The organism is Dyadobacter sediminis, assembly GCF_005860765.1.
In the GTDB taxonomy this organism is placed as follows: Bacteria; Bacteroidota; Bacteroidia; order Cytophagales; family Spirosomataceae; genus Dyadobacter; species Dyadobacter sediminis.
Window position 1 is genome coordinate 205,484 of sequence record NZ_VCEI01000011.1, and the last position, 23,457, is coordinate 228,940.

Genomic DNA, 23,457 nt, shown 5'->3' on the forward strand with positions numbered 1-23,457 from the left:
GGTGACAAGAATGATGAGTGAACAAATTTTTATGGGCATGAATGTCATTGAACTTGATTTTGAAAGGGCAAGAGCCCGGCACATTTTATTTAAAACAAGATTAAGATCAATTCTTTACGGCGCTGAAATTGACGAACAGCCTGTAACTTCTCATCTTGATTGTTCGCTCGGACAATGGATTTACAATCACGCGCTGCATGCCTACGGGCATTTGCCGGAAATGCAGGAATTGGAGCGAGTCCACCTTCAAATACACGAGACCGCCAACGTTCTGATTAATCTGTACAAAAACGGGTTAGCCGAGGAAGCGCGGGAAGGTCTGCCGGAAATGGAGCTTGTTGCCGAAAAGCTGGCTTCGCTGCTTTCCATTGTCGAAAACAAGGTCAAAGTCGAAGAAAATTTACGATCAGACCTGAATATTCCGGATGAACTGCTAATTAATTACAACGAATTGTTACAACTGAATCAAGTTCTTCAGGAACTGGATCTGCGTATCAAGGAGCAAACAGAAAAGGCGGTCTCGGCCGGAAGAAAAATAAAAGCCGGAGAAAGCAAGTTCCGGAATACCATGAAACAGGCCCCGGTCGGGATTGCGATTCTGAACGGTTACGATTTTATGGTAGAAATGGCCAATGAAACTTATCTCAGCATTGTCGACCGTAAAGAAGACGAGTTTGTAGGCCGGCTTGTATTTGATTCGCTTCCGGAAATACGGGAATATGTAGAGCCCATCTTGGTCAATGTACTCCATTCCGGAACCGCATTCCATGGTAACGAATTCGGAATAACCATTCATCGTTACGGCAGGCAGGAACAATGCTATTTCAACTTTATATATCAGCCTCTTACGGAGGAGTCCGGTGAAATTTCCGGAATTATTGTCGTAGCGACGGAAGTGACGCAGCAGGTTCTTGCCAGGCTCAGACTGGAAAGAAGTGAAAATCAGTTTCGGAATCTGGTTACACAGTCGCAGTTTGCCAAAGCCGTGCTTAAGGGAAAAGATTTTGTTATAGACCTGGCGAATGAAAGTATGCTCAGAAATATCTGGCGCAGAGACCTGCATGAAGTGCAGGGAAAAAAACTGCTGGATGTTTTTCCGGAACTTGCGGATCAGAAATTTACCGAACTGCTCAACGATGTTTACGAAAATGGCACTTTGTACCGGGAAAATGAAGCCGTTGCATTCCTGAACGGCCCGGGCGGGCTTCGTAAATTTTATCTTGATATTCAGTATGCGCCCATCCTGGAAATGGATAACAGCGTTTCAAGTATTATGGTATCGGTTAATGACGTAACCGAAATGGTCCGTTTTCGTCAGCAGATTTCGGAAGCTGCGGACCGGCTTTCACTGGCAACGGAAGGCACCAGGCTGGCAACCTGGGACCTGAATATTCAGACTAAGGAAATTATCTATTCCGGAAGGCTTGCTTCCATTTTTGGTTACGACGAATCAAAATTGCTTACTCATGACGAAATGCGCAGTCACGTTCATCATGAAGACAGAAAACAAATAGTAGAAAAAGCATTTGCAAAAGCGCTTAAAACCGGTTCGTACAGCTACGAAGCCCGGATTATTCATCCGGATAAAAGCGTTCACTGGGTCCGTACGCAGGGCAAATTACTGTACAATGAAAATCGTATTCCGCACCGGATGCTTGGAACCATGATGGACATTACGGAACAGAAGAGGACCGAACAGATTATAAAAGACAGCGAAAAACGATATAAAGATCTGATCGAAACGATGCCTGTCGCTGTTTATACCATTGATAAAAACGGTTATGTAACCCTTTACAACAAAGCAGCTGTCAGCCTTTGGGGGCGTAAACCAAAAATCGGAGCAGATCAGTGGTGCGGTTCTTTCGAAATGTATACTGTCGACGGCGAATACCTTCCACCCGAAAAAAGCCCCATTGCGATTGCTTTGAAAAACCAGCAATGCATGACATTGGAAGCATTTATCCGGAAACCCGATCTTTCATTAAGGCATATCATATCCACGCCGCAACCTATTTATGACAGCAACGGTGAAGTGACCGGCGCAGTGAACGTCCTGATTGATATTACGGAAAGGAAAGAAGCAGAACTTGCATTGAAAACAAGTGAAAGCAAATTCAGGACGCTTGCTGATTCCATGCCGCAGCTTGTCTGGACCAGTGATGCCGCAGGTATGGTATATTACTTCAACAAATCGGTTTACGAATATTCCGGACTTTCTGTTGAACAGCTTGATACCGACGGCTGGTTGCAGATCATACATCCGGATGATCGTCCGGAAAATATCCGGCTTTGGCGGCATTCCGTGGAAACCGGGATTGATTTCTTGTATGAACACCGGTTTCTCAGAAAAGACGGCGTTTACAGGTGGCAGCTCAGCCGCGCCATTCCGCAGCGAAATGCGGATGGAGAAATTGAAATGTGGGTCGGGACCAGCACCGATATTCATGACAGCAAGATTTTTATTGACCAGCTCGAATCCAAGGTGGCACTGCGTACCAAAGAACTTACAATTGCCAACAATGAGCTGGTTAAAACCAACATGGAACTTGCACAGTTTGCGTACGTCGCCAGCCACGATCTTCAGGAGCCGCTCCGGAAAATCCAGACGTTTGCAACGAGAGTGCTGGAAACTGAAAATCAGAATCTGTCGGACCGGGGCAAAGATTATTTGGCCAGAATGCAGGCTTCTTCCACGCGGATGCAGCAGCTGATTATAGATCTTCTGGCTTTCTCACGTGCCAACGCAATGGAAAAACACTACGAAAATACCGATCTCAACATTATTCTGCGGAATGTAAAGGAACAGCTCAGCGATTTGATTCAGCAGCAGCAGGCCGTAATTACAAGTGAGGTTTTGCCTACTCGGAGCGTGATTGTATTCCAGTTTGAACAACTTTTTACAAACCTGATTGCCAATGCACTTAAATTTGTAAAGCCCGATACAAACCCCGTCATCAACATCCGGGCAGGACAGTTGTCCGGTGAAATGATCGCGTTGCCCGGCATTGATTCTGCTGTTCAGTATCAATATATTTCTTTTTCCGATAATGGCATCGGATTTGACCCGCAATTTAAAGACCGGATTTTTCAGGTATTTCAGCGACTGCACAACCGGAGCACGTACGAAGGTACCGGAATCGGACTCGCTATCTGCAAGAAAATTGTGGATAATCACAACGGCCTGATCGATGCCATTGGAAAGCCCGGAACCGGCGCTACGTTCATTATTTATCTGCCGGTTTACTGAATCAGATAAACCAGCAGATCAATAATAGAAGAAAATAGACTGACTATATTTTATAAGGGAAACTATTTCAAAGCCGGTTTGGCACGGTCGTACTGAACTGGCCATACGATATCCTCGCCGAGCTGATGCGCTGCATGAAGCGGGAAATACGGATCACGAAGGAATTCACGCGCCATTACGATCAGATCCGCTTCATGATGCTGCAGGATATCTTCAGCCTGCTGTGTTTCGGTAATCATGCCTACAGCCCCGGTCATCATTTCCGCTTCTTTTTTGATTTTGGCAGAAAAAGGAACCTGATAGGAGGGCCCGACCGGAATTTTTACAGAAGGAACCAGCCCGCCGGTAGATACATCAATTAGGTCAACACCCGTGTTTTTCAAGATTTTAGCAAGTTCAACGGACTCATTTTCATTCCAGCCATTTTCAGCCCAGTCCGTAGCGGATATGCGTACAAAAAGAGGGAAATCTGCCGGCCAAACCTGCTGAACGGATTCGATAACTTCAAGCAGGATGCGGATGCGGTTTTCAAAGCTGCCGCCGTACTCATCACTGCGTATATTGCTGAGCGGCGATAAGAACTGATGGATCAGATAACCGTGCGCGGCATGTATTTCAATCACCTTAAAACCCGCTTTCAATGATCTTCCGGCAGCAGCGGCAAAATCTCCGATTACTTTCCGGATTCCCTCGATACCCAGTTCCTCCGGAGCATTTTCAGTCTCATGAAACGGAATCGCGGAAGCGCCGACCGTTTTCCAACCACCCTGATCTGCCGGAACCTGCCCGCGGCCTTTCCAGGCCGGAAAAGTACTTGCCTTACGACCTGCATGTCCGAGCTGAATCCCGGCTACGGAACCCTGCGCAGCAATAAAGTCCGTGATCTGTTTCAGTTTTTCTATATGCTCATCTTTCCAGATACCGAGATCCTCCGGCGAAATCCTGCCTTCGGGAGAAACGGCCGTTGCCTCGGCAATGAGCAGAGCGGCACCGCCAACCGCCCGGCTGCCGAGATGCACCAGATGCCAGTCATTGGCAAAGCCGTCGACGGATGAGTACTGACACATCGGCGATACGACAATGCGGTTTTTGAAACTTATATTTTTAATAGTAAGAGGCGTGAATAATTGCGAAGACATGAAAATTGAAAATTATTGTTACTGAAAATTTCATTGTTGTTCAACATAACGAACTGATTCCTCAAACAATTCCGCAGGTTGGTCAATTGGAGGGACTGCAATGAAACAATCGGCTTTAATCCGTCTCAATATGCTTGACCCGTCCGACTTCACCTGTTTCCAGCCTTACTTTAATGCCGTGCGTATGCACCGCGGACTTCGTCAGAATGTCTTTCACAATGCCATGCGTCAGTTTTCCGCTGCGCTGATCCTGTTTCAATACAATGGAAACCGCTGCACCCACGGAAATATTTTTACGTTCTGTACCTGTTAATGCTGTCATATTGCTTTTTCCTGATTTTCCAAATCAATGTTTGTGACGGGTTTTGCCTTTGCCGAACTGATTTTCTGCAGAATTTTGATTTCATCAATCGTAATCGTGCTGATGAGTTCAAACAAGCCGTTGATGGTTTTCAGGTCGGACAGCATTTTCCGTGCCGGCGACTGATCTGCTTTCTGGATACCCATTTCCTTGATTTCCTTTTTACGCATGGCAAGCAGCTCGATCAGTTTCTGGTTTTGCGGCAAAGACTCACGCGCAATTTCGATATGGCCCGGAACATGGCCGTCCAGCAAATCGATTGCAGTCTGAAGTTGTCGGTCAATCTGCTGGATCATCATTTCAAATTCAGCCTTAAACTCGCCATATTCCAGCGTCTGAGCGTAAGTGGACAAAGAGGCAATGTAGGAAGTCAGCATATAGCTTGTTGCAACAAACTGATGATACTCTTCCATATGCAACTGCCGACGCTTGGGTTCCGACAGCATTTTCTGAAAATTGTCCGACAAATTGGCCATCGCAATGATGGCATCTTTGCGGAGCAGTTTAAATTCATTGATGTCCAGTTGTTTTCCTGTAAACTTGGCGGCAACGATGTCGAAATACCTGCGATTGGCATTCAGAGCTGTTCGGATGTACTGATTAATCTGCGAATGTTCCCAGACCGGCAGTACATAAGATGAAATCAGATAGGCGATAACGGATCCAATGATCGTATCCAGGACTCGTTCTTTCAGCAGCGGCGTTATATGCTGGGGATTCAGGAAGTTGAAAGAAATAATTACATAAAGTGTAATGCACGTGGAAGCAATGAAATAATTGATCTTCAGGAAACTGTAAGCCATAATCATCGCAAACATCATAATCATGAACAGTGCGGTACCGTCATGAATCAGGTATAAAAACAGAAAACCCGAAATGACGCCTGCCATTGTTCCCCCGATCCGGTGCAGATTACGCTGTTTGGTAATACTGAATGCAGGTTTCAGAATGACGACAATCGTTAAAAGTATCCAGTATCCATGCCCAAGCTCAAAAAACAGCGAAACCGTGTAACCGACCAGCAAACCGAGCGTAATACGTACGGCATGACGAAAGTGGCTGGATTTCAGCGACAGATTATCGAGCAGGATACGCGGATGATATTCCTGTTTTGGTATAAAGTTTTCGGTTGCCACATTCAGGCTGTAACCCTGGCTTACTTCGGTATCGTAAGTGGTGGCGCGGTGCAGCTTTTTGATGCGTTCGGTTACGTCCTGCAGACTGTTCAGAATCTGGCGCAGCATCATGAAGTCTTCCAGATTATCATGCGTCATGGTATCCTGGCGCATACGTTGAAAAGCCTGCTGGCATTTGTTGAATGCTTCATCCAGATCATGTTTGGGATGCGAGGGAAAACCACTTTGCACGGCAATGCCAATCTGCTGTATCTCTGCCGATAGCCATTGTATGTACGTTCCGAACAGCCTTAGTATTTTGGAATGATCAAATGCCCGGTGCAGGTTGATATAGTTTTGCTGGGAATTCAGAATCCTTTCAAACAGATCAATGCTATCGAGGAACATCAGCATCAGGACTCTGCTTTTGTTGGTCGATTCGGTTACGATTTCCCGTGTTTTAAAAAGAATTTCGCGCAGGTTCTCATGATTTTCACGGAGTATAACCTGCTGATGGATCATGCGGCTGAACAGTTCATCATAATCCGGTTTGGCCAGATAATAATCCGCTTTAATGGAAAGCAGCTTACCGAGTTCCACAAAATTTTCGCCCAGCAACTGCTGGATTAGTTTGTACGGCATCAGCGTCTGAAGAACCATAAACAGGATGAAATACCAGATTCCGCCAGCCGAGAAAATCAGTGCCGTTTTCAGCACCATGTCGCCGCTGAGATGATCGTCGATATTGAAAACAAACACAAGCAGCGCAATAAGACCAATGCTGTTGACCCGGTTGCCATATACGCCCACAAGCGAGAAAAACATGCCGAAAAGGATGATTTCGGCAAAAATGATAAAATGAATATGCCTTAACAGTCCGGTGGTGAGTGCTACGGCAAAGCAAGTCAGAATCGCAATGAGCAGTGAATTGCGGCGCCGGTGATAAGGACCGGGGTTATCCGTTCCGCCAATCAGTAACGTTCCGAGCGGAAATGCGATCATGTCGCTCAAAATTCCGTAATGCTGAAAAATCAGACTGGGAATAACTGCGCCCAGCGTTAATCTGACGCCCGTGGAAAGGTAATGACTGGAAATGAACTTCTTAAATTCGTCGAGGTAATTCATGAAAACAAACCGACAGTAGCTGGTGCAATACTACTATTTTAATTTCACAAGCTGCAAAAGCCATACCAATTTATAACCGGTTCAAAACGTGCTGCAAACCGGAAAGTGCGCGGTGTTTTGTAATTCCTGAAAATTTGCGGAGATTGTTCAGGCAATGTATTTTGTTTTAATAAGGCATTTTCCAAAGTTGATGTATGTTCTGATATGTTGATTCTGAATTTTAATCCGTTTCCGGTTCTCGAAACCAGCCGTATGCGGCTGCATGCCTTGTCTGCAACAGCACATGCGGAAGGAATGTATTTGCTTCGCAGCAACACGGAAGCCATGAAATATATCGGCAAGCCGCTGCTGGGTTCCGTTGCGGAAGCACGAGAAATCATTGACTTATACAACCGCAACCTGAGAGAATGTATTGGTATAACCTGGGGAATTTCATTGAAGTCTTCGTCGGATTTGATTGGTTCCATCGGTTTTCATAAGCTGGATATTTTCAATCACCGGGCTGAAATCGGCTATATGCTGCATCCGCATCACTGGAACAAAGGATTGATGAGCGAAGCCATTGTCAAAGTGCTGGATTATGGTTTCCAAGTAATGTATCTGCACAGTATTGAAGCAAGAATAAATCCGGATAATGAACTTTCAAGAAAAATCCTGTTGAAACAGAATTTCATAAAAGAAGGTTATTTCAGGGAAAGCTATTATGAGAACCGGAAGTATCTGGATACAGAAGTATATTCACTATTGAGAAAGTAACGGTCAGCCATCAAATCCTTAAACTGGTTTGATCGAAAATAAAAAAGGACTGCAGTTACGCAGTCCTTTGTATCTTGTTTCTCTTTTATATTCTAGTTATCCGAACCGATTTTCAGGATGGCTTTGTCAATAAAGTACTGGCCTGTACCTTCTTCACCAATGACATCAAAAAGCTCGATGGCACGGCGTGCATTGTCCTCTTCTTCGATCTGCTCGTTTACAAACCATTGCAGGAATGATTCGGTTGCATAATCTTCTTCTCTGCGACTTTGGGTAACAATCCGGTTAATGGACTGCGTGACGGCGATCTCGCTTTGCAATGCTGCTTCGAAAACACTTCTGAAAGACGTGAATTCCTGCCTTACCGCAGTAATTTCCGGTGAAACGGCAGTTCCGCCAACTGTCATGATGTAATTGAAGATTTTCAGCATATGCGTGCGCTCTTCGTCTGATTGTTTCAGAAAATAGGCCGCACTGTTTTTGAAACCGTTGCGATCGCACCAGGAAGCCATTGCAAGGTATTTGGCCGAAGCTTCGGCTTCCATTTTAACCTGGTTATTCAATAATATTTCTATTTCCTCTTTCAGGGAAGTTCTTTGTCTCAATAAGTCTTTCATGGTTACTTGCTTTTTATTATATCTAACTAATTGCAAATATCATACGAAAGTTCATCAATACAAGGCGAAGGCGAAATTTGGAATTGGTCTAATATGATCTGAATGAGCTATTTAGACTAATTCTGAATCTTTGTACAAAATCTGGTGCAGCATGGAATTGAGTTCAATTGCAAAGAAAGTGCCGTTTACAAGTTCTCTCAGCTGAATAAGCTCACACAAGGTCAGCTTGTGATAAATATTCAGCTTCGGCGCTTCAACAAATTCATAATCAGACTCATCCGAAAGATCAAAAATTCTGCTGTGAATATCAATGGCATTAATCAGCCTGCGGAAATTCAGAAAATCCTGTATCCGGAAAGAAGCTTGTATTTCACCAAAATGAAGAATAACTTTTGATGTTAAATCACATTGCAAGCTGTGACCTTTGGCAGTACTGAACAACTCGTTTAGGGTATTCACTGAACAATGCGGTTGAATCGTGGAAATTGTTGCACAAAGATAACTGCAAACACTTTTCCAAACAAGTTTATTTAAAAGCAATCTAATTAAATCCTAGGCTGAGCAGAAGGGAAGAAAGGAGGAAGGAAGTAAGGAGGAGGGAAGTGAATGGGAAAAAAAGAAAAGGGAGTCGGAAGTTACGATTATTGTAAATTCCGAATCCCTTCCTTTCCTCCATTCTCCTTTTTCTCCTTCCTCCCTCTTACCCTTTTTTCCTTACTCCTTTTCTCTTCCTCCTCCGGAAAATCAGCTAACCGCTGCTTTGGCCCAGTTGTCGCGCAAGGTAACGGTTCGGTTGAATACGGGTTTTTCGTTCGTACTTTCCGTGTCGGCGGCAAAATATCCTTTACGCAGAAACTGGAATGAATCGCCGGGCTTGGCATCTGCCAGGGCTGGTTCGGCATAGCCGGTAATGACGTGCAGTGAATCCGGATTGATGTAATCCTTAAAGTCACCTTCTTCAGAAGCAACATCTTCCACGACAAACAGGCGGTCATAAAGCCGTACTTCAACCGGAACTGCATCTGCAACCGACACCCAGTGCAAAGTCCCTTTTACATTGATTCCCGTTGTATCATGCCCGCTTTTGCTGTTTTCAATATAAGTACAGCGGACTTCGGTTACTTCGCCGTTTTCATTCTTTACAAAATCCTCACACTGAACAATGTAGGCACCTTTCAACCTGACTATTTTGCCGGGAGCAAGCCGGAAGTATTTCTTGGAAGGCGTTTCCATAAAGTCTTCTTTCTCAATATAAACCTCACGTGTAAACGGAACCTCACGCATGCCGGCGGCATCGTCTTCGGGATTGTTTTCAAGCTGGCACATTTCGGTAACGCCTTCCGGGAAGTTCGTGATAACGACTTTCAGCGGGTCCAGCACAGCCATTCTTCTGAGTGCCTTTTTATTCAGGTCTTCCCGTACGCAGAATTCCAGCAAGCCAACGTCAATCATATTTTCACGACGGGCAACGCCGATACGGTCACAGAAATCCCGGATGCTTTCCGGTGTATAACCTCTTCTTCTCAGGCCGCTTATGGTTGGCATTCTCGGATCGTCCCAGCCATGCACATGCCCTTCCTGAACAAGCTGAAGCAACTTTCTTTTACTTGTAACGGTGTAATTCAAATTGCGGCGTGCAAATTCGTACTGATGCGAAGGATATATTTCCAGTTTTTCAATAATCCAGTCATAAAGCTCACGGTGCGGTACAAATTCCAGTGTACAGATCGAATGCGTTACGGTTTCAATGCTATCGCTTTGTCCGTGTGCGAAATCATACATGGGATAAATGCACCATTTATTTCCGGTACGGTGATGATGCGCATGTTTGATCCGGTACAAAATCGGATCGCGCATCAGCATATTGATATGCTGCATGTCTATTTTGGCACGAAGCGTCCGGCTTCCGTCCGGAAAGGCGCCGTTCTTCATCTGCTCAAAAAGTTCCAGGTTTTCATCCGCCGAACGGCTACGGAACGGACTGTCGGTTCCGGGCTCGGTCGGAGTTCCTTTCTGAGCGGCTATTTCTTCTGACGTCGAATCGTCTACATAAGCCAATCCTTTGGAAATCAGCTTTACAGCATATCCGTACAACGTATCAAAATAATCCGAGGCGTAGAGTTCATGTTTCCATTCAAAGCCCATCCAGCGGATATCGTTCTTGATACTTTCCACGTATTCTGTATCTTCCGTAACCGGATTGGTATCATCAAATCTTAAATTGGTATACCCCGGAAATTTTTTTGTAAGGCCGAAATTAAGGCAAATACTGGAAGCATGGCCGATATGCAGATAACCGTTCGGTTCCGGCGGGAAACGGGTTATAATCTGGGTATATTTCCCCGATTGCAAGTCGGCTTCAATGATTTCTTCAATAAAATTGAGGCTTTTTTCTTCTTTTTTGTCTTCCGCAAACATACGATACTGGAAATATTATTCGATTTTCAAAGTTAACCTTCTTCGCAACAATTACAGCAATCAAGCCTTTTAAATCGCAAATCTGTGCCGTTTACCTTATTTTTGGAGCATGCGTTATTTTATTGAATTCAGTTATAAAGGAACGGCCTACAATGGCTGGCAAAAACAGAAAAATGCCCTCGGCATACAGCAGGTTCTGGAAGAGGCGCTGGCTAAAATTTTGAGAACAGCCGTTGAACTTACCGGAAGCAGCCGCACGGATACAGGCGTACATGCAGAACAACAATTTGCGCATTTTGATTTGATTAATCCGCTGGAAGATCCGGATGAACTGGTTTACAAGCTTAACGGCATTATTCCGAGAGACTTGGCAATACGTAAAATCATGATTGTTCCGGATGAAGTGAATTCCAGATTTGCAGCGACATTCCGGAAATATGAATACCGGATCAGCCGGAAGAAAAACCCGTTTCTGATCGATCAGGTATTTTTTCTGAAAGCGGAACTGGACGTTGCCGCCATGAACGAAGCCGCAAGTTTGCTACTTATCCACAGAAATTTTGAAAGTTTCAGCAAGGTGCATACAAGCGTAAACAACTTTCTGTGCACCATCACGCAGGCCGAATGGATCGATGCCGGAGAAATGCTGGTTTTCCATGTACAGGCCAATCGCTTTCTCCGGGGCATGGTCCGAGCGCTGGTCGGTACGATGCTGGAAGTAGGAAAAGGAAAGAAAACAGTTGCGGATTTTGAGAAGGTGATTTTATCCAGGAACAGAAAAACGGCCGGTGCACAGGCTCCGGCCGAAGGGCTTTTTCTGGTAAAAGTCGGTTATCCCGAAACGCTTATCTTTTCCTAATTCAAATGGCGTCTTTGGTCATTTGGTTGTCAACCCGTCTTGAAATTCCCAGTGGATTGCTGTTTTTAAGTTCGTCGGGCAACAGTGCGTCCGGCCAGTTTTGAAAGGATTGCGGACGCACAAACCGTAAAATGGAATCTGTTCCGACGGATGTAAATTTGGCATCCGCAGTGGCAGGAAACGGTCCGCCGTGGTGCATGGAAGCACAAACTTCCACACCGGTAGGAACGCCGTTCATGATAAATCTGCCGGAAATAGCCGCCAGTTTTCGCAAAATAGCTGGGTAGGAGGCCGCTTCATCCGTTTCTGCCATCAGTGTCGTTGTCAGCTGGCCTTTCAGATGCGAAACCGCTTCGAGTAATTCCTCCGTATTTTCGCATACAATAAGCAGTGAAAATGGTCCGAATATTTCTTCGTGCAACTTCGGATTGGCAATAAAAGCCTTTCCCGCAACCTGCGCCACAGAAGCCTGCGCCTGATTTTCTCCTTCCGAATACAGATCGGAAAGTGCAAGTTGCTTAACATTTTCCTGTTCAAACAAGTGTGATCGGCGGCTGTAATAACTTTTGCAGATCCCGGCCGTCAGCATCGTGGCCGAAGCGGTTTTTTCAATTTCAGTTTTGTAAGATGCTGTAAATTCCTGCGAACCTTCCGAATTCGTTATAAATACAAGTCCCGGATTGGTACAAAACTGTCCGGCTCCCAACGTAACCGAAGATGCGACCGTTTTGCCAAGCTGCAGTGCATTTTGTTTCAAATAATCGGGCAGGATAACGATCGGGTTTACACTGCCCATTTCAGCATAGACCGGAATGGGTTCTTCCCGTTCCTGTGCGAGCCTGTAAAGCGCCATGCCGCCTGTAAATGAGCCTGTAAATCCCACTGCCTTGCTTGCCGGGTGTTTGACCAATGCCGTTCCTACTTCATAGCCGTCGTCATAAAGCATGGAAAAAACGCCGTCGGGCATTCCGGTCCTTTGTGCGGCTTTTACGATGGCCTGTGCTGTCATGTCACTGACGCCCGGATGCGCCGGATGTGCTTTTACAATCACCGGATTTCCTGCTGCAAGTGCCGGGCCGGTGTCTACACCGGCGATGGAATATGCATAAGGAAAATTACTCGATCCAAAAACGATAACTGGCCCGATCGGAACAAGCATTTTCCGGAGATCCGGCTTTGGAAGCGGACTTCGGTCGGGAAGGGCCGTATCAATGGATGGATTTACCCAGGAACCTTCGCGTACAAGTTCTGCGAACTGCATAAGCTGTGTAATCGTGCGCGCTCTTTCGCCTGTAAGCCGCGCAACCGGAAGTCCGGTTTCCAGGCTTGCCCTTTCCAGCAACGCATCGCCGAGATTCATGATTTCCTCTGTAATTGCAACCAGAAAATCAGCACGTCTGGCAGCAGGCAAAGCAGCATAATCTGCAAAAGCTTTTTCCGCCAGTTCCATCGTGCGGCTGACCTCCTGCTGTGTTGCCGTATGAAACGTCTCCGGCAAATAGGAACCTGAATCAGGGACGTAAGACTGAAAGGTATGTTCGTTTTCGGCAAAAAGTGTATAGCCGATTATATTTTTACCAAGTATTTCCATTTTTGTTTTTTGTTAATTAAATGAAATGGTCTTAAAAATAAAAGTTTGTACTGATCCGTGAATCGGTACAAACTTTTCATACTGTTCTTTAAGTAGCTGTTAGCAATTAGCTGCAAGCTGTTAGTTGAATATGTGATTTGTAAACAAAAGCCGGTTAAAGTTTAATTCCAAATTGTTTTATCAACTACTTCAAACATTCATTTGCTGCTACACAAGACGGCCAATAATATCATCCACAGAAATGCCTTCCGCTTCTGCCTTGAAGTTTCGAATAATTCTGTGCCGGAGTACGGGCAATGCCACCGCTTTTACATCTTCAATATCCGGTGAGTACTTGCCCGAAAGCAACGCATTGCATTTGGCAGCCAGAATAAGCGCCTGTGACGCCCGCGGTCCGGCGCCCCAGTCCAGATAATCGCTTGTATCTTTAATGGCCAGACCGGCAGATGGACGGGTTTTATGCACCAGTTTTACAGCATATTCAATGACGTGATCTGTAACCGGAACGCGCCGCACCAAGTGCTGGAAATCGGTTATCTCTTCTGCGGTAATTACTTTGGAAACCTGATGGCGGTTATCGTTGGTCGTGTTTTTGACAATACTCACTTCTTCCGCATAGGAAGGATAATCCAGCTGAATCATAAACATAAAACGGTCGAGCTGTGCTTCCGGAAGCGGATAAGTTCCTTCCTGTTCAATCGGGTTTTGCGTAGCCAGTACAAAGAAAGGCCGCTGCAGGGAATGTTTTACACCGGCAATGGTCACCGAATATTCCTGCATGGCTTCCAGCAGTGCCGATTGTGTTTTTGGCGGTGTACGGTTGATTTCATCAGCCAGGATAATGTTGGCAAATACCGGCCCTTTGATGAATTTGAAGTTACGGTTCTGATCCAAGGTTTCAGAGCCGAGAATATCCGACGGCATCAGATCGGGTGTAAACTGTATTCTGTTAAAATCAAGATCCAGCGAAGAAGCAATGGTTTGGATCAGAAGTGTTTTTGCAAGTCCCGGAACGCCTACAAGCAGGCAATGTCCCTGACAGAATATAGCGGTAAGCAATCTTTTAACAACCTCATCCTGCCCGATGATTACATTCCCGATTTCACTACGGATTTTTTCGTAAGCTATTTTCATAGCTTCTGCTGCTTCTACGTCCGATGAATACTTCACAATATGCCAGATTAGATTTAAGAATATTTCAAACGCATTAAATGACAGTTGTACTTCCTACATATCATCTGCCTGGGCGAGCCCGAGGACTTTACAATTCCGGTATTCGGGCTCAATACTGATAAAAACATCGCCTTGTGCCTTTTTAAACCATTCTTCCAGCGCATTGTTCCGCTTGTTGCTTAGAACGATCTGCGCCAGTTTTTCATAATCATCATGCAGGTTAGCCGTATGCGGTTCCGATTTGCTTTTGTACCAGATGATACGCATCGCACTTCTGCCGTCTTCGGTACGGTAAGATACCGGCTGGCTCAGATCGCCCACTTTCATGGTGTCAATGGCAAAATACAAAGCCGGGTCCATCGAAGCATCCAGCGTAAGACGTGCAAGTCCTGTATTTCTGTCCTGAATCAAGCCGCCTGCTTCCGCCGTTTCCTTGTCTTCTGAATTGTCCAGTGCAGCTTTCGCAAATTTCAGCGTATCTACAGAAATCAGCTTGCGGAGGCTGTCCAGCGAACGGATTGCCTCGGTCATATCTGTTCCTTTGTTATAATCAGGACGTAGAAGAATATGTCTTGCGTGATATTCCGCGCCTCTGGTTTCAATTAGTTTGATCAGGTGAAAACCGAATTGTGATTCTACAATATCCGACATTTCGCCCGGTTTCAAAGCAAGTGCGGCGCCTTCAAATTCCGGAACCATCGCACCGCGTTTTGCAAAGTTAAGGTCACCGCCGTTCTTTGCGGAACCCAGGTCTTCGGAATAGATCTGTGCCAGCGTAGCAAAATCCTCGCCTTTTTCTGCACGCTGTTTCAGGTCAAGAAGCTGCTGCCTGAGTTTGTCCTTTTGTTCCCGCGTTACCGTTCCCAGTTTCACAATATGCCCGATTTCCACTTCGGAAGGAATATATGGAAGGCTGTCTTTTGGAATTGAATTGTAGAATTTACGCACTTCATTCGGTGTGATCTTTACGTTACCCGAAATCGTGCGCTGCATTTTTTCAACGACTTTCTGTTCCTTTACCTGCTGGCGGAGTTCGCTTTTCAGGTTGTCAATGCTTTTGCCGTAAGCCTCCACAATGTTTTTTTCCGAGCCAAAGCGCTGGATCATATAACCCATCTTTGCATCCAGTTCTCCGTCTACTTCCTTGTCTTCCACAATTACCGAGTCAATTTCCGCTTTTGCAAGAAGCATTTTATTGATAATCAAAGATTCAAGCAGCTGGCATTTTTCAGGAGCCGTTCTGCCTTCGGCCTTGTACTGCGCATACATATCTTCAAGCTCCGAGTTCAGAATGTAGTGATTGTCAACGCGTGCGATGATCTTGTCAATGCTTACACCTTGCTGCCCCTGTCCATAGCTGATCAAGCCGAAAAGCAGTAGAAATACTGTTGTCAGCTGTGCCGTCATAAAATTGTTTATTTTCATAGAATTGTTTTGTTCCTCTTCAAGTTCAGGATTTTGCATCCGGGTTATAAGAACGTTGATAGTTGTTTGTTTTGAAAGGCTAAAATACACTTAACGCTTTATTTTTTCTAATTCTGCCGCATTGACTTTTACCGGAAATTTTTCCTGAAGTCGTGAAACCCATTGTTTTTCCAGTTCTTTCTGATAATCATTGATTACACTTCCTCTTGCTTCCATAAAGGTCTTTGGACGCGCAGGTTCTATTTTCTTGATATCAGCCCAGAAAAACATATTGTTGTCCTTGAAAGTTTGTTCTCCGGCCTGCCATTTCATTTTACTTAAAAGCGGATTGTCCTGCGTGAAATACCCGTCACGAATCATAACGGCATCCGGCGTTTCCGAATTATAAACTTTCTCCACATCTTTCCGCGACTGGCTGTAGAACTGAAAGCTCACTCTTCTATTACGCTCCGGTTCGGCACTTTGACGAAAAGAGCCGTAATCTTTTTCAATAATCCGCAGAATGGGAATATTTCTGCCATTAAGGTAACCGATTACATTCCTGATTCTGGCCGCCGAGGCCATTTCGGTTTCTTCCGCAGACCGGTAACCGGCAATTTCCACAATGTAGTCCGGATTTTTTTCCATGATAATATAAACGTCCGTCAGTGCTTCCAGCTGTTCATTGCTGATCTCGGTTCCATTCACCGGAAACAGTATTTCCCTTGACTTTCTTTCCAGCTTGTAAGGACTTTGGGCCAATGTTCTTCGTATTGAATTGACAGTCTGAGTGTCTTTTGCAGAAATGATGGTACCCACAGCACGTTCCGGAAACTTGTATTTATCCTTAAAGCGTTCATAATAATTTACCTGTCCAGCAGAATCGGAAAGGGAACGCTGCCATACATTTTCTTCCATTATCTGCGAAAGCAACACACCTTCACGGATTTCGGTCATCAGGCTTCGGAATTCTGGATTGGATTCTTCCAGATGATCTTTCTCGTAATCAACAAGGCTTTCTGCAAGATACTCGTTATAATAACGGCGGAATACGACAGCTGGCGACGCATCTTTCGGCTTTGGCTGCTGTTTTCTTTTTACGTAATCCAGAAATGAAAGTGCATGATACGTATTCTGTTCAATTCTGAAAATGATGCTTTGGGACCAATCCGTTGAAACAGGTCTGATGTAATCCCATTTTCCGGTCAGGATTGTGCTGTCGCCCAAAACCGAAACTGCATTCCATTGGTCGGCAAATTCTTCCACTGCATACTTGTCCTTCAACCTTTTAACATTGGCGAGTTCAAGCACTTTACCGCGCGAATCCGTGATAACCTTTTTTCTCAGTGTTGGAGCCATTTCACTCAGCGGCTCAAGGTTCTTTTTCTCGATCAATCTGAGAATATGCCAGCCATACATGGTCAAGACAGGCTTTGAATATGCATTGACTTTATTGAGTCCGAACGCAGCCTCTTCAATTTCGGGAGCCATCTGGCCGGTTCCGAACAGCGGCAGCAAGCCGCCGTTTCTTCTGGATTGCCGATCGTCCGAGTAATTTTCCACCACCAAATCCCAGTCTGCACCGTTCTGAAGCTGCGTATAGGCCTCATCGATACGGGCTTTTGCGGATTCTTTCTGAGCCTGTGTTCCGGCGGTATCCAGCTGCACCATCAGGTGTGCAACCTGTACCGTGCCGCGGCTTGTGCGCTTGTCCGTGACCTTGATGATATGATACCCGGCCTTTGTGCGTACGGGCTGGGAGATTTTACCCGTCTGTACATTATAAGCAGCTGTCTCCAGCGGGTATACGATCTGGAAGGCCGTAAAATAGCCAAGGTCTCCCTTGGTTCTCGGCGCAGCAGGATCTTTGGAAAACCTGGCCGCCATGTCTCCGAAATCCGAACCTTCTTCCAGTCTTCCCCGCAAGGTAACGGCTGCACGGTATGCTTCCAGCGTATCTTCCGGAGAAGCGTCTTCTGTAACCGGAATCAGAATGTGCGAAGCTCTTACTTCCTGTTTAAGCCGGTTATACGCCTCATTCACCAGTTTTTCAACAAGTTCCTTATCAACAAGGTGGTTTTTGGCCAGCTGTTCTCTATAGGAATTCACTTCCTCGCGGTAATCCAGCGTGGTGTCTCTGCCTTCCTGTATTGCCTGTAAAACTTTAATTTTCTGATCCGTATATAGTGCTGCGTATTCCTGCGGTGTAAGTTCACGGGAAGAATCCGATGCAAATTTGTTCTTGTCATATGATTCCTGATATTCTTCCAGTGAGAATTTCTGATTCCCGATCTCAATCAATGCTGGCGTTTCTGTAATTACCGGCGGTGGCGGTGCAGAAGTTTTGCAGGAACTGACTGTAAGTATGGCAAGCAAAGAAATATTTAAAGCGTATTGAGACATATCTGTATAATTCAAAACAAAAAAGCTTCCGGAGCTGACCTAGTTTAACATAAAATGCTCCGATATATTGTATGGCAGCAAAGTTAGGCGCTTTCGCATCAGTTAAAAATTAAACAGGCAGGTATGTATGTATCCAGTCCAAATTCCCCACTTTTGTAAAACTACTATGGTATTTGTACCCCACATAGTGTGACTGTTCTGCTACAAAGTATATCTTCAATCCAGGAATTGTACTTAGTGGGGAAATACTATTTTAATTCGTGAAATATGACAATAATACAAGTTTGGGGCATAATTTTTATACTGAAATGCGAAGCTCGTATTAAGCTTAAAACCTTCAGAATCATGGAAAATGTTAAGGGAGAAGAATTGATTATGATGATCAAGGCATTGTGGAATGAACAGAAAAATCGTGAAATCCTTTACCTTGAAGCACTCAGAAAAGATGTTAACGGATCGTTCCGCAGGGTTTTAAGCCAGGGTCATGTCAGTGCCGTTTTGTTCCAGCGTGAAATAGGCTGGATCTATGATTATTTCAAATGTTTTCTAAATGATAAGGAACTTGATGAAAAAATTTCCGGATCATCCCGGCAGGCTGTCAGGATTCTTGAAGAGGCAGAACATCAGGAAGATATAGCAAGATGCCTGAAAAAAAACGAGGCGACCACGTTACAGCTCTACAAATCATTACGCGGTTATATGGACAAGGATTCAGAAGCCAGAAAAGTGCTGGATGAACACCTTGCACGAATTTCCGAGTTTTACGAAACATTGCGTAAACTTGAAATAGGCAATCGGAAAATGATCAGTTATACGGTCGCGGCGTAGTTCTGCCATGAATCAGATTTGATACAGTTCAATGGGTAAATCGTCCGGATCAGCAAAAAAGGTGAATTTTTTTCCTGTAAACTCATCAATCCGGACGTCCTCCAAAATAATTCCTTTAAATTTGAAATAGGTAATTGCAGCTTCAATATCTTCCACCTGAAAAGCAATATGCCTCAATCCGCATGCCTCCGGCCGTGAAGTACGTTTCGGAGGTTCTGGAAAAGAGAACAATTCAATACAATATTGTCCGTTCAGCGACAAGTCCAGCTTGTACGAATCCCGTGCTTCGCGGTATACTTCCCGGTCTATTTCAAAACCCAGAATTTGGGTGTAAAAGTGCTTCGACTTTTTATAGTCGGAGCAGATAATGGCAATATGATGAACCGATTTTAAAAATTGCATAAGTTTCAGTAAGTGGCTTTTTGTAATTCCGTAGCGTTGCGGTCAGATCCGGATAAATAACTTTTTCTTGTACATCCAGTATAAAATCCACCATTCGATCAGTAAAATGATGGCGCCGCTGACCAGTGAACGCAGGCCTTCTCCGAAAATCAGGTCATAATGCTGGCTGATGTGAATCCGGAAAGACTGATCAATAAAACTGTCAATCGTATGGGCAAGAATATAGGCTGCTATCGAATTGGTTCCAATGACAATCAGTGGAAAGAATACGGATTTGTTTTGTTTGATATCCACCAGAAAATAAAAAACTGCAAGCAGTAAAAAGCACCATCCGCCGCTGAATAACGTCCACGCAGGGGTCCAGATTCTTTTAACAATCGGATTGATACCTGAAAGATTAAGCGCTACGGACACAACAAAAAGAACGGCGGAAGTAATGACAAGCCGTTTGATCAGCCATTGGGAAGAAGGCGCGGATTTCAGCCATTTTCCTGCAATAAGTCCCAGAATCATAGTTCCTAATGTCGGAATGAAGCTTAATGTGCTGTAACCGCCTCCATTGAAATGGAACGGCTTCTCGCGCGGGAAAAGGTTCAGAAACCATCGGTCAAATGCCCAGGCCAGGTTGGTATTATTGTTCCAGTGCGCTGCAAATCCTTTCAGGTTATGTTCCCAGTCTGCCGTAATACCTGTTTCCGACCAGTCGAAGTAGGGGCCGGGCAAAGGATACAGTGCAAATGCCAGTCCGTATAAAAACAGGATAACGGCCAATGCGCTCCATTGTATACGCTGTGTACTGAAGCCCAGTGCAAAAAGAATCGGGTAACCCAGTCCGATCTGTGTAAGCGTGTCTTCAAAGGTAAAATTCGTTTGTGATGCATGCATGGACCGCAGAAATATGCCCAGCAGAACAAGAATGAGCGAACGGCGCAACGTCTGCAGCCACATAACGCTATTGCTTTCATTCCGGCTTACCCGGCCAGCCATGGAATAAGGCAGCGCAACTCCGACCAGAAAGGAAAATGACGGCTGGATCAGATCATGAAGGGAACATCCGACCCAGGGAACATGGCTTTGCTGAAAATCCAGGAACGCCCAGAACCAACTTTCCGGAAATGATTCGGCGACCTGACTGAACCGTAAAACTTCTGCCATCATTAAAAACATGACAAATCCACGATAGGCATCGATGGACGTAATGCGTTGTGGCGCAGGCGACAGGAAATCTTTCAAAATGGTTGCAGGGTTAAATACAGTATGCTGCCGTGCGGATAGAACCAGTTTTGCACAGCCATTAAGGGTTATTATGGATATAAAGAAAAAACCCCGCCGGATTTACCCGGCGGGGTTTTTGTTTGTTGAAAATATGTTCAGAAGTTCACAAAACGGCTTTAACTGCTTCACCGGATCGTTAAACATTCATTTTCTTTAGTTCCTTTACAGCATGGTCAGCAGCGCGGGCGGTCATGGCCATATAAGTCAATGACGGATTGACGCAGGAAGCGGAAGTCATGAAAGAACCGTCCGTTACGTACACGTTTTCAGCACCCCAAACCTGATTGTGTTTGTTCAATACTGAAGTTTTTGCATCATTTCCCATACGTGCAGTACCCATTTCATGGATACCGATCCCCGGATGCTTCGACTCGTCGTTGTAAGGTGTAACATTTTTCAAACCTGCCGCTTCCAGCATTTCGGCGGCGTCGTTCATCATGTCCACGCGCATTTTCTTTTCATTGTCGCCGTAAGCAGCATCAAAAACTACAAGCGGCAATCCCCATTTGTCTTTTTTGGTCGGGTGTAGTGTAAAACGGTTTTTCTCGTCCGCAATCATTTCCCCGAATCCGCCAATGTTCATGCTCCATGCGCCGGGTTCGGAAATTTTCTTCTTGAATTCAGCACCGAAGCCTTCTATGCCGGCTCCACCGGACCAGCTGTCACGGCTGGCTCCGCCCTGATAACCGAATCCGCGGATGTAATCGCGTTTGTCGGTTCCCCAGTTGCGGTATCGCGGAATGTAAATGCCATTGGCACGTCTTCCGAAATAGTACTTGTCCTCGTACCCTTCTATATCGCCCCGTGCACCAACGGCAAGGTGATGATCCATAATGTTACGTCCAAGCTGATCGCTTTCATTGCCGAGGCCGTTAGGAAAACGTTTGGATGTGGAATTCATCATCAGCGATGCCGTTGCAATTGCAGATGCATTCAGGAATATGATTTTTGCGTAGTACTCCTTGGTTTCCAGTGTATTCTGATTGATAACACGAACGCCAGTAGCTTTACCGGCTTTGTCATCGTAAATAACTTCGGAGACAATGGAATCCGGAATCAGCGTCAGGTTTCCGGTTTTCTGTGCTGCCGGAAGCGTAGCCGACTGCGTGCTGAAATAAGCACCATACGGACATCCGCGCATACACATGTTACGAAACTGGCACGCAGCACGTCCGAGTTCGGTATGGAAATCCTTGGGCTGGGTCAAATGGGCAGCCCGTCCCATAATGACATGGCGTCCGGCAAATTTCTTTTCCACTTCACCTTTAACATGTTTTTCCACACAGTTCATCTGCATCGGCGGCAGATATTGTCCGTCGGGAAGCACATCAAGGCCGTCCCTTGCTCCGCTGATCCCTGCGAATTTTTCAACGTAATCGTACCAAGGAGCAATGTCGTTGTACCGGATCGGCCAGTCGATGGCGATGCCGTCTTTTGCATTTGCTTCAAAATCCGCCGGATTGAGGCGGTAACTCTGACGTCCCCACAGAAGAGAACGGCCACCCACATGATAGGCCCGGATCCAGTCGAACTTGCGGGTTTCATCATAAGGGTTTTCCTTGTCATTTTCAAAAAGGTAACGGTGTTCCTCATTCGCAGTATAACCGGTTCGGATATTGGCCCAGTATTCCTCTTTTGCCACGGTGGTGACACGTCCCCGGTGTTCGAATTCCCATGGCGCAAGCGTAGCGGTTTTATAATCCGTTATATGCTTGATATCGCGCCCTCTTTCCAGCATGACTACTTTAAGGCCTTTCTCTGTCAATTCTTTGGCAGCCCAGCCGCCGCTTATTCCGGAGCCGACAACAATGGCATCATAAGTTGCCTGTTTTGCAGCTTTCAAATTTAAATTCATATTGAATATATTTCAATTTTAAGGAGTTATGCCTAAACGTACCCGAAATTCACACAGACAGCCATTGTACCAGCTGCACCGAATTTCTTTGCGTTTATGCGTCAATTACATTGCCCAGGCTTTTTGTCCCGGTTTCAAGTCGATGCATCCGTCGTAGCGGCCCGGAACGGCCACGTATTCCAGTGCCTGCGTAGCACCGGCTTCTGAGGTAAAATATCCCAGAAGGGTCAGTTCTTTTACCAGCTGGAAAAACGGAACGCCGGCATCTGTATATTCCTTACCTGCTTCCGTATACTTTTTCTTTTCTTCGCCTGCCTTTGCAGATTCCGTTCGGGCGGCAGTTTCCATTTCCTTAAGAATCTTAGTCTGTTCGGCAGGAGATGCTTTCATGAAATCCCTTTTTTCCAATTCTTTCATACCCTCGTTAAAGCTCGACTGATCTTTTTCCGCATAGCAGTCTTTCAGCATTTTTTCAATGAATTCGCCCACTTTTGCGTCTTTTGCACCGGGTGTATCCGTTTTTGGAATGATTATTTCGGCAACTTCCGAAACCAAGGCCTGTCTGTCCTGTGAAAAGGGAAACGAAATACCGGTTGAAGTTTCATTTGCCGATTTACAGCCTTCCAGAAAAGCAAGCATAGTAGGAGCGGAGAGGGCTCCGCCCATTAAGAGCGCCACACGACTGATGGCTTCGCGTCTTTTCATTATATGTAATTAAATATAGGTTAACAATCCTGAGTGTAAAAATACATTCGATTAATGCAATTTTTAATAATCCGGCTAATTTAGGAAAATTTCTCTGTTTTAATCCTGTTAGAATGATTCTATATAATGAATTACAGATCTATTTTCCTGTCGTTCAGCAAACTGGAAAGAAATTAAATTTGCA

At 45.3% G+C, this 23,457-nt stretch carries 18 protein-coding genes; 4 read left to right on the forward strand and 14 right to left on the reverse strand.

Going from position 1 to position 23,457, the window contains the following annotated elements:
• The first annotated feature begins 10 nt into the window (after positions 1 to 10).
• Positions 11 to 3,247: a PAS domain S-box protein gene (locus FEM55_RS01855; protein ID WP_138279614.1), complete on the forward strand. Its 3,237-nt coding sequence runs from the start codon at positions 11 to 13 to the stop codon at positions 3,245 to 3,247.
• Between the two features lie 62 nt (positions 3,248 to 3,309).
• Here FEM55_RS01855 and namA read toward each other — a convergent pair whose 3' ends face one another.
• From namA to FEM55_RS01870, 3 genes are all read right to left on the reverse strand, one after another.
• Complete coding sequence (gene namA, locus FEM55_RS01860; RefSeq protein WP_138279615.1) at positions 3,310 to 4,386, reverse strand: NADPH dehydrogenase NamA; 1,077 nt, start codon at positions 4,384 to 4,386, stop codon at positions 3,310 to 3,312.
• A gap of 115 nt (positions 4,387 to 4,501) precedes the next feature.
• Positions 4,502 to 4,708 carry a YwbE family protein gene (locus FEM55_RS01865; protein ID WP_138279616.1) on the reverse strand — a complete coding sequence of 69 codons (207 nt, stop codon included), beginning with the start codon at positions 4,706 to 4,708 and terminating at the stop codon, positions 4,502 to 4,504.
• On the reverse strand, positions 4,705 to 6,987 hold the full coding sequence (locus tag FEM55_RS01870) for an FUSC family protein (RefSeq protein ID WP_138279617.1): 2,283 nt from the start codon (positions 6,985 to 6,987) through the stop codon (positions 4,705 to 4,707). Before FEM55_RS01870 ends, FEM55_RS01865 begins: the two co-directional genes overlap by 4 nt.
• A 204-nt stretch (positions 6,988 to 7,191) precedes the next feature.
• Between FEM55_RS01870 and FEM55_RS01875 the strand changes: the two genes are divergently transcribed.
• Positions 7,192 to 7,743, forward strand: coding sequence for a GNAT family N-acetyltransferase (locus FEM55_RS01875; RefSeq protein WP_138279618.1), 552 nt, complete (start codon positions 7,192 to 7,194; stop codon positions 7,741 to 7,743).
• A 92-nt stretch (positions 7,744 to 7,835) separates the two neighbouring features.
• On the opposite strand, the gene FEM55_RS01880 is transcribed toward FEM55_RS01875, so the two are convergent.
• The 3 genes from FEM55_RS01880 to FEM55_RS01890 all read right to left on the reverse strand — a co-directional run bounded on the left by FEM55_RS01880 (position 7,836) and on the right by FEM55_RS01890 (position 10,778).
• On the reverse strand, positions 7,836 to 8,360 hold the full coding sequence (locus FEM55_RS01880; protein WP_138279619.1) for a ferritin: 525 nt from the start codon (positions 8,358 to 8,360) through the stop codon (positions 7,836 to 7,838).
• 111 nt (positions 8,361 to 8,471) lie between these two features.
• Positions 8,472 to 8,819 (reverse strand): hypothetical protein, encoded by a 348-nt coding sequence (locus tag FEM55_RS01885; RefSeq protein ID WP_229209050.1) that lies wholly within the window; start codon positions 8,817 to 8,819, stop codon positions 8,472 to 8,474.
• 285 nt (positions 8,820 to 9,104) lie between these two features.
• Positions 9,105 to 10,778, reverse strand: coding sequence for a glutamine--tRNA ligase/YqeY domain fusion protein (locus tag FEM55_RS01890; protein WP_138279620.1), 1,674 nt, complete (start codon positions 10,776 to 10,778; stop codon positions 9,105 to 9,107).
• 109 nt (positions 10,779 to 10,887) lie between these two features.
• Between FEM55_RS01890 and truA the strand changes: the two genes are divergently transcribed.
• Entirely contained in the window at positions 10,888 to 11,637 is a 750-nt protein-coding gene (truA, locus tag FEM55_RS01895) for a tRNA pseudouridine(38-40) synthase TruA (RefSeq protein WP_138279621.1), read from the forward strand.
• Between the two features lies 1 nt (position 11,638).
• On the opposite strand, the gene FEM55_RS01900 is transcribed toward truA, so the two are convergent.
• The 4 genes from FEM55_RS01900 to FEM55_RS01915 all read right to left on the reverse strand — a co-directional run bounded on the left by FEM55_RS01900 (position 11,639) and on the right by FEM55_RS01915 (position 18,208).
• Complete coding sequence (locus FEM55_RS01900; RefSeq protein WP_138279622.1) at positions 11,639 to 13,228, reverse strand: aldehyde dehydrogenase (NADP(+)); 1,590 nt, start codon at positions 13,226 to 13,228, stop codon at positions 11,639 to 11,641.
• Positions 13,229 to 13,435: 207 nt separating this feature from the next.
• Complete coding sequence (locus tag FEM55_RS01905) at positions 13,436 to 14,398, reverse strand: AAA family ATPase (RefSeq protein WP_138279623.1); 963 nt, start codon at positions 14,396 to 14,398, stop codon at positions 13,436 to 13,438.
• 57 nt (positions 14,399 to 14,455) lie between these two features.
• Positions 14,456 to 15,826, reverse strand: coding sequence for a peptidylprolyl isomerase (locus FEM55_RS01910; RefSeq protein WP_138279624.1), 1,371 nt, complete (start codon positions 15,824 to 15,826; stop codon positions 14,456 to 14,458).
• A 90-nt stretch (positions 15,827 to 15,916) separates the two neighbouring features.
• Entirely contained in the window at positions 15,917 to 18,208 is a 2,292-nt protein-coding gene (locus tag FEM55_RS01915; RefSeq protein ID WP_138279625.1) for a peptidylprolyl isomerase, read from the reverse strand.
• 345 nt (positions 18,209 to 18,553) lie between these two features.
• Between FEM55_RS01915 and FEM55_RS01920 the strand changes: the two genes are divergently transcribed.
• Complete coding sequence (locus FEM55_RS01920; protein ID WP_138279626.1) at positions 18,554 to 19,036, forward strand: hypothetical protein; 483 nt, start codon at positions 18,554 to 18,556, stop codon at positions 19,034 to 19,036.
• A gap of 12 nt (positions 19,037 to 19,048) precedes the next feature.
• Here the strand turns inward: FEM55_RS01920 and gloA2 are convergent, their stop codons facing one another.
• The 4 genes from gloA2 to FEM55_RS01940 all read right to left on the reverse strand — a co-directional run bounded on the left by gloA2 (position 19,049) and on the right by FEM55_RS01940 (position 23,273).
• Positions 19,049 to 19,438, reverse strand: a complete 390-nt coding sequence (gloA2, locus tag FEM55_RS01925) for an SMU1112c/YaeR family gloxylase I-like metalloprotein (protein ID WP_138279627.1) — start codon at positions 19,436 to 19,438, stop codon at positions 19,049 to 19,051.
• 42 nt (positions 19,439 to 19,480) lie between these two features.
• Positions 19,481 to 20,671, reverse strand: coding sequence for an acyltransferase family protein (locus FEM55_RS01930; protein WP_374756465.1), 1,191 nt, complete (start codon positions 20,669 to 20,671; stop codon positions 19,481 to 19,483).
• A gap of 178 nt (positions 20,672 to 20,849) precedes the next feature.
• Positions 20,850 to 22,568 carry a GMC family oxidoreductase gene (locus FEM55_RS01935; RefSeq protein ID WP_138279628.1) on the reverse strand — a complete coding sequence of 573 codons (1,719 nt, stop codon included), beginning with the start codon at positions 22,566 to 22,568 and terminating at the stop codon, positions 20,850 to 20,852.
• A 105-nt stretch (positions 22,569 to 22,673) separates the two neighbouring features.
• Entirely contained in the window at positions 22,674 to 23,273 is a 600-nt protein-coding gene (locus FEM55_RS01940; protein WP_138279629.1) for a gluconate 2-dehydrogenase subunit 3 family protein, read from the reverse strand.
• Positions 23,274 to 23,457: the final 184 nt, after the last annotated feature.

What these genes read in the sequence shown, in the direction of transcription:
- FEM55_RS01855 (WP_138279614.1), top strand. Translation starts at nt 11, where the DNA reads ATGATGAGTGAACAAATTTTTATGGGCATGAATGTCATTGAACTTGAT.
- namA (WP_138279615.1), bottom strand. Translation starts at nt 4,386, where the DNA reads ATGTCTTCGCAATTATTCACGCCTCTTACTATTAAAAATATAAGTTTC.
- FEM55_RS01865 (WP_138279616.1), bottom strand. Translation starts at nt 4,708, where the DNA reads ATGACAGCATTAACAGGTACAGAACGTAAAAATATTTCCGTGGGTGCA.
- FEM55_RS01870 (WP_138279617.1), bottom strand. Translation starts at nt 6,987, where the DNA reads ATGAATTACCTCGACGAATTTAAGAAGTTCATTTCCAGTCATTACCTT.
- FEM55_RS01875 (WP_138279618.1), top strand. Translation starts at nt 7,192, where the DNA reads ATGTTGATTCTGAATTTTAATCCGTTTCCGGTTCTCGAAACCAGCCGT.
- FEM55_RS01880 (WP_138279619.1), bottom strand. Translation starts at nt 8,360, where the DNA reads ATGAAAGACTTATTGAGACAAAGAACTTCCCTGAAAGAGGAAATAGAA.
- FEM55_RS01890 (WP_138279620.1), bottom strand. Translation starts at nt 10,778, where the DNA reads ATGTTTGCGGAAGACAAAAAAGAAGAAAAAAGCCTCAATTTTATTGAA.
- truA (WP_138279621.1), top strand. Translation starts at nt 10,888, where the DNA reads ATGCGTTATTTTATTGAATTCAGTTATAAAGGAACGGCCTACAATGGC.
- FEM55_RS01900 (WP_138279622.1), bottom strand. Translation starts at nt 13,228, where the DNA reads ATGGAAATACTTGGTAAAAATATAATCGGCTATACACTTTTTGCCGAA.
- FEM55_RS01910 (WP_138279624.1), bottom strand. Translation starts at nt 15,826, where the DNA reads ATGAAAATAAACAATTTTATGACGGCACAGCTGACAACAGTATTTCTA.
- FEM55_RS01915 (WP_138279625.1), bottom strand. Translation starts at nt 18,208, where the DNA reads ATGTCTCAATACGCTTTAAATATTTCTTTGCTTGCCATACTTACAGTC.
- FEM55_RS01920 (WP_138279626.1), top strand. Translation starts at nt 18,554, where the DNA reads ATGGAAAATGTTAAGGGAGAAGAATTGATTATGATGATCAAGGCATTG.
- gloA2 (WP_138279627.1), bottom strand. Translation starts at nt 19,438, where the DNA reads ATGCAATTTTTAAAATCGGTTCATCATATTGCCATTATCTGCTCCGAC.
- FEM55_RS01935 (WP_138279628.1), bottom strand. Translation starts at nt 22,568, where the DNA reads ATGAATTTAAATTTGAAAGCTGCAAAACAGGCAACTTATGATGCCATT.
- FEM55_RS01940 (WP_138279629.1), bottom strand. Translation starts at nt 23,273, where the DNA reads ATGAAAAGACGCGAAGCCATCAGTCGTGTGGCGCTCTTAATGGGCGGA.